Annotated in this window: 7 protein-coding genes and 1 pseudogene; 4 read left to right on the top strand and 4 right to left on the bottom strand. The window is 41.6% G+C overall.

Going from position 1 to position 12,158, the window contains the following annotated elements; translation table 11 throughout:
* Window positions 1–107: 107 nt before the first annotated feature.
* From JFC07_RS12365 to JFC07_RS12380, 4 genes and pseudogenes are all read right to left on the bottom strand, one after another.
* Window positions 108–1,871 (bottom strand): 2-oxo acid dehydrogenase subunit E2, encoded by a 1,764-nt coding sequence (locus JFC07_RS12365; protein WP_198329154.1) that lies wholly within the window; start codon window positions 1,869–1,871, stop codon window positions 108–110.
* A gap of 39 nt (window positions 1,872–1,910) precedes the next feature.
* Entirely contained in the window at window positions 1,911–4,724 is a 2,814-nt protein-coding gene (aceE, locus tag JFC07_RS12370; protein WP_191692513.1) for a pyruvate dehydrogenase (acetyl-transferring), homodimeric type, read from the bottom strand.
* A gap of 421 nt (window positions 4,725–5,145) precedes the next feature.
* Window positions 5,146–5,529, bottom strand: a pseudogene (locus tag JFC07_RS12375) (transposase family protein); the annotation flags it as partial.
* A gap of 8 nt (window positions 5,530–5,537) precedes the next feature.
* Window positions 5,538–5,978: a transposase family protein gene (locus tag JFC07_RS12380; protein WP_198329155.1), complete on the bottom strand. Its 441-nt coding sequence runs from the start codon at window positions 5,976–5,978 to the stop codon at window positions 5,538–5,540.
* Between the two features lie 250 nt (window positions 5,979–6,228).
* Between JFC07_RS12380 and JFC07_RS12385 the strand changes: the two genes are divergently transcribed.
* The 4 genes from JFC07_RS12385 (at window position 6,229) to JFC07_RS12400 (ending at window position 12,137) form a co-directional block, all read left to right on the top strand.
* Window positions 6,229–8,274 carry a hypothetical protein gene (locus tag JFC07_RS12385; RefSeq protein WP_198329156.1) on the top strand — a complete coding sequence of 682 codons (2,046 nt, stop codon included), beginning with the start codon at window positions 6,229–6,231 and terminating at the stop codon, window positions 8,272–8,274.
* Window positions 8,275–8,457: 183 nt separating this feature from the next.
* Window positions 8,458–10,317, top strand: coding sequence for a hypothetical protein (locus JFC07_RS12390; RefSeq protein ID WP_198329157.1), 1,860 nt, complete (start codon window positions 8,458–8,460; stop codon window positions 10,315–10,317).
* 268 nt (window positions 10,318–10,585) lie between these two features.
* On the top strand, window positions 10,586–11,050 hold the full coding sequence (locus tag JFC07_RS12395) for a hypothetical protein (protein ID WP_198329158.1): 465 nt from the start codon (window positions 10,586–10,588) through the stop codon (window positions 11,048–11,050).
* 85 nt (window positions 11,051–11,135) lie between these two features.
* Window positions 11,136–12,137, top strand: a complete 1,002-nt coding sequence (locus JFC07_RS12400) for a hypothetical protein (RefSeq protein WP_227678275.1) — start codon at window positions 11,136–11,138, stop codon at window positions 12,135–12,137.
* Window positions 12,138–12,158 lie beyond the last annotated feature (21 nt).

Raw genomic sequence — 12,158 nt, forward strand, 5'->3', positions numbered from 1 at the left:
TAGATGGGCTATTTTATTACTTTTATTGAGTTTTTGCCTTAACTGACTGGCATTAATCCGCAGACAGTCCTTTTAACAATATATCTAATTATAATGAATAAGCAAGCCTAGAGCAAAATGCGGCGTGGATCTGCCAGCAAACTTGCGATATAACGGGTAAATACTGCAGCATCAGCGCCATTAATCACCCGATGATCATAAGACAATGACAGCGGCAACATCAGACGCGGCTCGAAAGATTGCTTACTAGCATTCCAACGCGGCTGCATACTGGCTTCTGATACCCCTAATATTCCTACTTGCGGCCAATTTACCAGTGGCGTAAATGCGGTACCACCTAAGTTACCTTGACTAGAGATGGTAAAGCTTGCGCCTTGTAATTCTTTAGCCGTGAGCTTCTTATCACGCGCTTTGACCGCAAGCTCGCCTACCTCAATGGCGATTTGCTTTAAGCCTTTATCTTGCACATTTTTGATAACAGGTACAATCAAGCCGTCATCCGTCGCGACCGCAATGCCCATATTGACGCTTTTACGTAAGATAATTTGGGTATTATCGTCACTCAAATGACTGTTAAAGCGTGGATGCTGGGTTAATGCATAAGCAGTTGCTTTAACGACAAAAGCTAAAATCGTGAAGCCGATACCTTCCGCTTTCATAGCACCTTTAAGCTCACCACGTAATTTTTCAGTGTCCGTGATGTCTGACAAATCAAACTGCGTTACTTGCGGCAGCAAAGTATTGTAATTGAGCTGCGGTATCGAGACTTTTTGTAGGCGGCTTAAATCTTGTACTTCGCTCTCGCCCCATATCTCAGTATTACTCATGTCAGGTAAGCTTGGCAGGCTTGAGCTTGCCATATTACCACTCACAGGCGCAGTTTTTTGCTTGCTCAAGCTGTCTTTTACATGGGCAAACAAATCTTCTTTTAAGATACGATCGTTAAGGGCCGAACCCGTCACTTGAGTAATATCAACGCCTAGCTGACGCGCAAGTTTACGCACGGCAGGACCAGCATAAATATCGACCATTTTTTCGTTGACTTGTGCTTCGGTTAGCTTATCATTTGCAGTGCTAGTATTAGCCGTAGATTTAGCGGCTTGTTTAGGCTCACCAGTCGTTTGCTTGTTGGCTTTTTGGTCTAAATCAGCGCTCTTATCTTCTGCTTCAGCTGGCTTGGACGCTTGTGCCTCAGAAGTATCAGCCTTAGATTCACTAGCTTTATTACTGGCGCTCTCTGAACCTTCACCAATAATCACGATAAAGTCTTGACCATTGGCGACCATATCGCCCGCTTGCACCAATATTTTTTCAACCTTGCCTGCTTCTGGTGCTGGCACTTCGACCGACGCTTTATCAGATTCAATAAGTAGAATTGATTGATCCGCCGTGACCATATCACCGACACTGACCATAATCTCAGACACTTGCGCTTCATCAACACCTAGATCAGGCAAGGCGTGTGTGGTTGTCTTGCCTGCTTGGTTTGCTGGTTGAGAAGTATTTTCCTCAGCTGGATTAGTATCTGCTTGATGATTATCCTGCGCTTCACTTTGTTTGTCGGCAGCAGCGTCTGTTTTGTTTTGTGTATCAGCGTTAGTGCTTTGGCTGTCACTGTCGCTTTCGATTTCACTGTCAGCATCAGTATCGCTTTCAAGCTCAATGAGTACCATGCCTTCGCTGACTTGATCGCCAACTGCCACGCTAATTTTAGTGACTTTACCGGCAGCTGAGCTTGGTACTTCTACTGAGGCTTTATCGGATTCTAATAAGATAATATTGTCGTCTTTTGCAATAACGTCGCCAACTTCGACCATAATCTCACTGACTTCGGCGCTATCAACACCCAAATCGGGGGCTTTAATGTCCATCCGTAATTCTCCTTATATTATTGTTGCCTTGTCTTTGGGCTATTCTTTGACGTCGTCATCATTGAGTAAGGCGGCATCGGCTGGATCTTCTGCGCGGCCTTCGCTGCTTATTTCGTCATCATCTTCACTGACAAACTCTGGCACAGGGTTCGGATGTACATTGTCAGGGCCTGGGGCATCTGGGAAATGATCATAATGAGGCTGTTGTTGCCATGCAGGCGGTTGATCCGCTTCGATACCAAAGCTTGAAATCGCATCTTTAACCAGACGCATTTCAACCTCACCTTCATCAGCTAAGCGCTTAAGTGTCGCAACCACAATGTGCGCGGCATCGACATGGAAGAAGCTACGTAATTGCTCACGAGTGTCTGAGCGACCATAGCCATCAGTACCTAAAGTCGTATAAGGGCGATTGTCAGGCAACCACGCGCGGATTTGTTCTGGATAATTGCGCATATAATCGGTCGCTGCGACGACGATACCTTCGTGCGGGGCAAGCTGTTCGGTAACCCATGGTACCACTTCTTCATCCATTGGATGCAGGCGGTTATAGTCATCACAAGCCATACCATCGCGGGTCAGCTCATTAAAGCTGGTCACGCTCCAGACGTTAGATGAGATATTAAACTCGTCTTGTAATATTTTCGCCGCTTTTTGCACTTCACGTAAAATAACGCCTGAACCTAATAGCTGAACTTGGCTTGAACCATTGTCTTCTAGCAAATACATACCACGCTTGATGCCTTCTTCCACGCCTTCTGGCATGGCAGGTTGTTCGTAGTTTTCATTCATCAAAGTTAAGTAATAATAAACGCGCTCGCCCTCACCATACATACGGCGTAGACCATCATGCATAATCACTGCCAGCTCATAACCGAAACAAGGGTCATAAGTCACGCAGTTCGGTACGACGTTAAATAAAATCTGCGAATGACCATCTTGATGTTGCAAGCCTTCGCCGTTTAGCGTGGTACGACCAGCCGTTGCGCCAAGTAAGAAACCTTGTGCCTGACAGTCACCTGCTGCCCATGCCAAGTCACCAACACGCTGGAAGCCAAACATAGAGTAATAAATATACAGTGGAATCATCGGCAAGGCGTTGACAGAATAACTGGTTGCCAGAGCAATCCATGTACTCATTGCGCCCGCTTCGTTAATGCCTTCTTCTAACATGTGACCATCGATGGCTTCTTTATAACCCATCAAAGCTTCACTATCCTCTGGCGTATATTTCTGTCCAGAAGCTGAATAAATGCCCAATTGGCGGAACATACCTTCTAGACCAAAGGTGCGCGCTTCATCAGGAACAATAGGTACGACGCGATCTTGAATATCTTTATTTTTTAGCATCGCTGCTAGCAAGCGCACAAACACCATGGTAGTCGATTGCTCTTTACCATTACTGCCTTTTAGCACGCGATCAAAAATAGACAACTCTGGAATATTTAATGGAATATGACCACTACGGCGATTGGGTAGATGACCACCTAAGGCTTCGCGGCGACCTTTTAGGTATTTCATCTCCAGCGAGTCTTCTTTTGGACGATAAAACGGTAGCGTCTCTAACTCTTCATCAGTAAATGGTAAGTCAAAACGGTCACGGAAATACATCAAAGCTTCATGATCGAGTTTTTTGATTTGATGCGTCTTATTGACCGCTTGTGCTTGATTAGACAAGCCATAGCCTTTAACCGTTTTTACTAAGACCACGGTCGGTTGGCCTTTGGTTTTCATCGCTTCACTAAAGGCCGCATAGACCTTCATCGGATCATGACCGCCACGGTTTAAGCGTGAAATATCATGGTCAGACAGCTCGTTCGCCATCTCTTCTAGCTCAGGATATTTACCAAAGAACTCTTTACGGGTAAATTCAGGCGTACGCGCTTCATACAACTGATATTCGCCGTCGACCGCTTCTTCCATGCGATATTTAAGCACGCCGGTGGTATCTTTATCTAACAAGGTGTCCCACTGACCGCCCCAAATCACTTTAATCACGCGCCAGCCTGCACCGCGGAATACCGACTCAAGCTCCTGAATAATCTTGCCGTTACCACGCACAGGACCATCGAGACGCTGTAAGTTACAGTTGACGACCCAAATTAAATTGTCCAATTTCTCACGACCAGCAAGAGAAATCGCACCCAAGCTTTCTGGCTCGTCGGTTTCACCATCACCTAAGAAGGTCCAAATCTTGCGATCTTCTTTTTCTAGCAAGCCACGGTTTTCCATATAACGATGCACGTGCGCATGATAAATGGACATAATTGGGCCCAAACCCATCGATACGGTTGGGAACTGCCAATAATCTGGCATCAAATATGGGTGCGGATAGCTTGACAGACCCTTGCCGCCGACTTCACGGCGAAAATTATCCAACTGCTCTTCATCTAAACGACCTTCTAAATAAGAGCGCGCATAAATACCGGGCGCTGAGTGACCTTGATAATAAATCATGTCACCGCCGAAGTGATCGCTTGCCGCCCGAAAGAAATGGTTAAACCCTGTCTCATAAAGGGTCGCGCTTGAAGCAAAAGTTGCTAAGTGACCGCCTAAATCATCATCGTTTTTATTGGCGCGCATGACCATAGCTAAGGCGTTGTAGCGAATCAGCGCACGAATTTTACGTTCAATCGTCAAGTCGCCTGGGTACATTGGCTCATCTTCGACCGCTATAGTATTGATATAAGCGGTATCGAGACGGTTGAATGGCAGCCCTTCTTGTACCGCCATGTTATATAACGCTTTTAATAAAAATTGCGCTCGATCCTTATCGGCATGTTTGATAACCGACTCAAAGGCTTCCAGCCATTCTTGGGTTTCGGTGCTATCAGCATCCTTATAATAGTTCATCTTTATTAATCCTTTTTATCAGTCAGCCCTGCACGATAACAGGGTGTTATTAAATCAGAGGGTGGTACGTATCTTAATGAGCAATCGATTGACTTGATGCCTTCCCTATAACTTCCTTGCCGCATCTAAGCATCGCATTTACGTTCAGGGTTATAACAGAGAACTCTAAATAAATCGTATCACTGTAGAGTAGCATTAGGCGCGAATAAAAACCGTTGTAAAATTAAACGATAGCCACTATGCGATTCTCACTATCAAATGATAATGACACTCTATTATAGGTACTTATTGTGGATTTGTTTATAGCTATGGAGAAATGCCAATATGACAAGTATTTTTGAAATAAATAGTGATTAGTTTTTAAATGAATATTTGTTGTTAAAAATGTTAGAAGTCATATTTATTAGACCTCTTGCAAAAGTCATAGGTTTAGCTCGAAATTAATGATACCAGCAAACAGCTTCATTCTAAGATCATAGCGCTGACGACGGTTACGATATTTATGAGCCACGATTTTGAACAACTTGATTAAGCCTATTTTGTGCTCAACCACAATACGGAACTTTGCCAGATAGTGATTGGCCTGTTTGCATATCTCCAGTAACTGACCACCACGTGGCTTTTTAAAAGGGGTGAAGGTTTGCTTATGTAGCTTTGCTATACCCTGATAACCACTATCTGCTAGTAATTTAGCATTGTCAGGAAGCCAATCAGGGCAAGTATCTTTATACAGCTTAAAATCGTGGATTGACCCTTTGCAGGTTTGCACATCAAGTATCAACCCTGTTTGCCAATGAACGATAACCTGCGCTTTTAAGGTGTGTTGTTTTTTCTTACCGCTGTAGTAGTCTCTTTGGTTTTTTTTGGACGCTCAATTGGGGTTTCGGTTGCATCGACAATGACGACTGACCAATTGATGTCCTCATCGACACGACTAGGCAGCTTTTTGGGCAATTCAAACTTGCCAGAGTCAATCAGTGTGTCTTCTACTTTACGGATGATACGGCTAGCAGAAGATTCATGAATACCAAAGTCCATCCTGATATGATAAAGCGTGCGGTATTCACGCCAATAAGTCAGGGCTAGTAGTATCTGCTCCTTAAGACTGAGCACGCTGGGTCTGCCTGATTTGGTTTTAGATGCTTCATGCTCTTGCATGGCCTCAAGCATGTCATAAAAGGTGGCTTTAAGAATGCCTGTATAGCGTTTAAAACCAGCGTCACTTTGTTTGAGTAGCTTATCTATGTTTGGCATGGTTCCTAAAAAGTTATGAGTGTTTCAGTTATTGTAAAATTCTCTGCTACTTTTGCAAGAGGTCTATTCTTTAAGCAAAAATGTTAACCATCGCTTTATTTGACCGTTCGTCTTGTTTTAAACTTATTTGCTTGAAAATAACTGTGTATATGTTTAAATTCAATCTTTATATACCATGCCATTTTATAAGAAAAGCATATTCGCCGTTTAGGGTGCTAATGGGGCATTAAACAACAAGAGGTATGTACTTATGAGACTCGATAAATACTTAAAACGCCAACGAGTTTCAGGCTTATTTACTTTTTCTATGTTTGCTGCATTAAGCATGAACAGTACGGTGGCTCAAGCTGCTTTTAGTGACCTAGCTCCTAGCTTTACGTCCTCTCCTTATACTTGCCCTGCTAATCCAAATAATCCTCAAGATCCGGCTAATCACAAAATGTTCGTAGTCGCCGTTAACCCGCGACCTTATGAGCCCAAAGTTACACAGGATCTAATTTGGTCGGCCGGTACCGAAACTAAAGACTTTGTTTTTGCAGGAAACAAAATCTTAACTATAACCTTTGATAACTTAGTCGATGAAGTTAACGCTAACCGCAATCCCTTCTTTGGCGCTGGTAGTGGTTCCGGTCCTGCTAACGGCACTTATAATAATGGTAATGAGAACACAGATGATGCGATTAATACTAGACATGGTAGACGAGCTACTCAAAATCACGTTTTAAACGTCAGCGTAAATCGAAATGTCAGTAAGATAGGCTACAAGATACAAGATGTCGACTCTCAAGGTCCTTTAATAGTTCGTTATCAGCAAGAAGTTGAGGCACTAGACGGTGGTATATTCGATAATCTAAGCTTCAATAGAACCCTACAAAATATTAATAATAGTAATAATATTATCAGTGGTAAACGTGCACAAACATGTGGCTTAGGAGAGTGTGTCATTGATGCGTCATGGAAATACACTCCCGCAAAAAGCCCTGTACGCTTGAAACATAGAAATCTTGATGATAGCCCTTTTGCTGACCATATCGTCGGCTACTCCGACTTTTATTTCTGTCTAGCACCGCCAAAAATTATCGTGAACAAAACACTGGTTGGCTCTCGTGTCAACGACACTGAGAATAAACGTGATCAGTTTGAGATTAGCATTGGTAACAGTGCATCTACCGTAAAAATATTTACCACATCAGACAAAGGTTCTACCATAGCTAACGGTAGTAGTGATGTCGTCAGCTTAGTCGATGGCTCCAGCTATACCATCACAGAACGCGTTATGAATGGTAGTACGCTGGGTGATATCGCAAACTACAATGCGACCTATACTTGTAATAATGCGACTACTGGAACCTCTGTAACCATCCCAAGCGAGGCTATGATTTATAATCTGACCACGAAGACGCGCTCTTTCAGTATTAATAATGTAGGTTATGGCGATGAAATCACTTGTACCATTACTAATACGCCCGCGACTTTGACGTTCTCTGGTACAGTCTTTAATGATAATGGCGGTATCCCTGATAGCCAAGCAAACGCACTCAATGCCAATATCACTAGCGGCATTTATGCCAACAATCCTAAATACTTTGATGGCGAATTCAACTCAACACCTCCTAATGCTGAAGCAGGAATTTTTGGTAGCTTTATCGACCTGACTGACTGCTCAGGAACCACTTATAAGACTCAAGCTGTTAATGCTGATGGAACTTATTCATTAAAAGTTACGACAGTTCAAACCGCTGGTAATACTAAAGTATGTTTGGTTGAGCGTCGCAATGATAACAACTTTCCTGTTCGTACCACAAAAAGTAATAAGCCACTGACCATTACAGCAGATAAGGATATCTACCCTGACAATAATTTTGGTCGAGTTATAGCAGCCAACTCTGCCCTTGTATTAACCAAATATCAGCACATTAATGATTGCTCCCCCAACTTAAAATACACTGATATTGGTACTTCATCAGATCCAACCTACTCACCTAGAGATGGTTTTAGTACCTCATCTATCAGTGATATTACGCCAGATGAATGCATCGCATACAAGATAGTAGCGACCAATCGTGCCAATCTACCTATTACTAATTTTGTACTACGTGACGTGCTACAGAAGAAAGGGGTTAACAATGCAATGGCCACTGCTATAAGAGTTGGACCTACGTTTAATGCGACTGACTATGCCACTGACAGTGTCGCTATTGGTGATAACGGTATCGTAAAAACCAACGAATTAAATTTAAGCAAAAAAAGCACTAGAGAGTTTTACTTCAACACCAAGTACCAATCAGCGAATTGAATCTCATAACACACTTACTAAGTTAAGCCGTTTAACCTGAAAAATCTGCACTTCATCTCTTTTATAATAACAATTGTATGCTTAATGTTATATTACATTGAGATAATTTATGCCTAAATCATGCACTCTAATCCCCCAAAAATATAAATTATCAATAACTTTATTTTAACGGTGAGATAAGCTATGAGTGGTCGATTATTACTGGTGCATAATGATAAGTTAATACATTTTGCCCGTCTCAAACAAATTATGTTACTAACAACGATTGTGACGCCGATTACAGCCTTTTCTACCCCCACTGGTTTTGGTACTTTTGTTCTTGATAGAGATGCCCTCAATGGCAGCCTCGCTTCAGGAACTTATACTACTGTAGACAAGGCTACTGGCACGTTTACCATCAAGCGTAACTCTGCCTCTGTGGGTTATAACGGGGAAAGTTTTGAGGTAGGTACTAATGGTATTCAAATACAAAATAATGTGAAACAAGGAACGTTAAATGATGACGAAGATAAGTTTTCATATACGTTTACTATCACACCGAATGACAATAACTCCATTCATACCATCAAGATGGCTCAAGCTACTTATGCGACCAGTGGCAACTCAGAGATAGCACGCCAAACCTTAAGCTATACAGATTTTGAACCGCGTCGCTTTGGTTCAGTTGCCACGGCGATCATCAGAAAAAATGCAAACGTACCCTATTTTTATGATGCGATGGGTGATTATTTTATGGGCAATAAGCTCTCTAACACCACTTTACAAGAAAATGTCTCCAAGTCAGAACCACAGTTACGTATTGACGACTCTACTTCCAATCCTCTTTATTATTATAATATTACTCGACTTTATGGCACGGGTAATGCTAATTCCTATACGCCTACTAAAAACACTAGCGGACAGGTAATACTTCGAACGCTCTCTGGCGTATTACCAACGAATGCAACTTTTGCTAATATCTTAAAATCTAATGCTCAACCCAACACTTATACTGCGCTGAGCGAAGGCAGTACTATAAGAAGTGGTAGCAGCTATGTCAGCTATGGTATCGAAAACACTGCTAGCACATACGTTATTGATGCTAATAAAGCGAAATCAGTGACTCTTACCTATGAAGGCATTATGAATGGCAACATTGCTGTTAACGCTGCCGTCATTGGTGAGACATTTAATGAATGGATAAGCTTTGGCGTCTCAAGCACAGCGAGACCAAATTATGTCTTTTCGGGCACAGTCTTTAATGACAATGGGAACATTGCAGCCGATGAAAAAACTAAACAAGATGTCTCTTCTAAATTTACTGCTGACCAAAGATACTTTAATGGCAAATTAGATAGTGGAGAGTTGGGAATAAGCCATCCTAATCTGAATATACGACTAACTGACTGTATGGGTGACAATGGTGGTACTAATATTGCCACTCCGCAGTTGGTACAGACATCAGGTCAATATAGATTTACCGTTCCAGCAAACGTATTAGATGGTAGATCAAAGGTTTGCTTAGTCGAAGTAGAACCGATTAAGTGGGAATATAGTGTCGATACTACGCCAAACATTCGAGAAATAACTTTAGAACCTGATACTTTTAACTACAAAACTGACAGTTTACGTAACCTAGATTTTGGCGAGGTTCAGGCTGATTATGCTGCCTTAGTACTCATTAAATCACAGTACATTCATGACTGTAACAACAATCTTAATTATGTCAGCATCTTAGACAGAGAGATTCCTACTATTGGTTTTAGTATTAACTCTCCTACCGTTGATATAGAGCCTGGTAAATGTATAGCTTATAAGATTGATGCTTATAATCGAGGTAATGTTGAGCTTCAGCAGATTCAAATTACCGATAAATTACAGACTGAATCCATGAGGTCTATTTTTACCATGCCCTTACCTATTGGAAGCTCTTCCGAAATTTATCCTCCAACCTCTACGCTACCGATAGACTTTATTCTATCTAGACCTTTTAGTCTAACTAAAGCGACATCAAAAGCAACTTTATACTTCAATACTAAATATGGGAAAACTATGAATCCTTAGTAGTTATTTTTCCTTACTTTTTTAATAAAAATCAACACTCTTCTATTTTTAATAAAAGCCCTGTCTCTATTGATAGGGCTTTTACCGTTCAGCCTCCTCAATCTTCCTTTTGTCGCTTTTATAGTGACTGTCTGTAAGTTATTTGTAATTATATACAATAAATGTATATTCGATTTCGCCGCTTATTCGTACATAAATGCTATTTAAAAGCGATGCAGGTAGTAAACGGTAGATATCTAGATAGTGATGAACCAATAAAGGATTGAATATGAAAGGTTTAAATGTTTTACGTAATACTTTATTAGCAAGCTTAGCTTCTGTATTTTTATTGAGCGCAGCCCATGCTGATGACGCTTTAAAAATGGAGTTAACCGCAAACAAAGTTGTTAAAAACGCTGAAGGCAAAATCAGTTATTTACCAGTTCGGACAGCCCCTACTGGTACGGTAATTCAGTACAAAGCCACCTATACCAATACCATTAATGAAAACATCAACGACTTGGCAGTTACTTTACCTATTCCAGCCAATATGACTTTTACTGGCGAGGTATCGCCTGCTAGCGCACAGGCAAGTATCGATGGCAAAAACTACGCTGAAATGCCACTGATGCGTAAAGTCGATGGCAAAATGGTCAAAATCCCTTTTTCCGAATACCGTATGTTGCGTTGGAATATTAAGTTATTACCAGCGAATAAGTCTGCAGCTGTGGCGCTTAATACCATCGTTGACTAGTAAGGTAATTAATTAGCGCATCAAAGCACTTCATTTATCACCTTTGAATTCCAACTTCTAAACCTTACCTATTTCGGAGTCTCATATGAGATCAAACACTTTTAATTACAGCTTGTTAGCCATCGGCGTCGCTGCTGTGCTCGGTATGAGTACGACTGCTAATGCAGTAGAGACCGTTAAAACATCAACGAGCGTAGAGATTACTAATAAAGCTACCGCTAGCTATAATGTGAGTGGTCAGATACAACCAGAAGTCGAATCTAACACAGTAAAAATAACGGTAACAGAGCAAACATCCTTCTCATTGGTTCCTGCTACCACTAACACTGGAAAAGAAGTAGCGCCTAATGGGTTTGTTGAGTTTACACATACTTTGACTAATACTGGTAACCGCACTGATAACTATGCTATCACGACACCAGCAGCTCCTGAAGGCTATGATACAGCGAACTCTACTGTCTCCTATAAAATATATAATCAGAATGGAGTTGAAGATACAGCTCGTACTGTAAGTGGTGCGAAATATGGTGCCTCTAGTGGCAAAGAGTTTCCTCTAGAAAAAGGGCATTACATTGTATTTGTTATCAATGCCAAAACCACTGGTAACAAAGGCGGGGAAACTCAAACACTAGAAATAGATGCTGTTAGTACGATTTTAGGTGCCGATAAAAAACTTGTGAACACTGATACCTCTTTCACTAGGCTCCCTACCTTTAGTATTGTTAAAACCCTTACTAACGGTCTAGATCTTAATAACCTTGCTAAGGATACTGCCACTTATCAGGTAGTAATCACTAACGATGGTAGAACTTCGTTTAACACCGATGCTACTGAAGTCGCCATCGCAGACTTGCTCCCAGATGGACTAGTAATAGCAAAGTCACTAACACTAGATAATATCAAAACTACGGGGCAAGCTACTAAAGGTACTATTGACCCTAATAATGCAGGTAAGGAAGATAGTAGCGGCTTTAATATTACTGGTATTAATATACCCGTAGGTCAAAAAGTAACGATTACTTTTGAAGTTAAAAAAGGTACAGCTGCGCTTAAGGGAGTTTCCCAAACTCTGTGTAACTGCTTATAATCCACTAACAGGAGAATAAGC

The organism is Psychrobacter faecalis (genome assembly GCF_016107575.1).
GTDB classification, from domain to species: domain Bacteria; phylum Pseudomonadota; class Gammaproteobacteria; order Pseudomonadales; family Moraxellaceae; genus Psychrobacter; species Psychrobacter faecalis.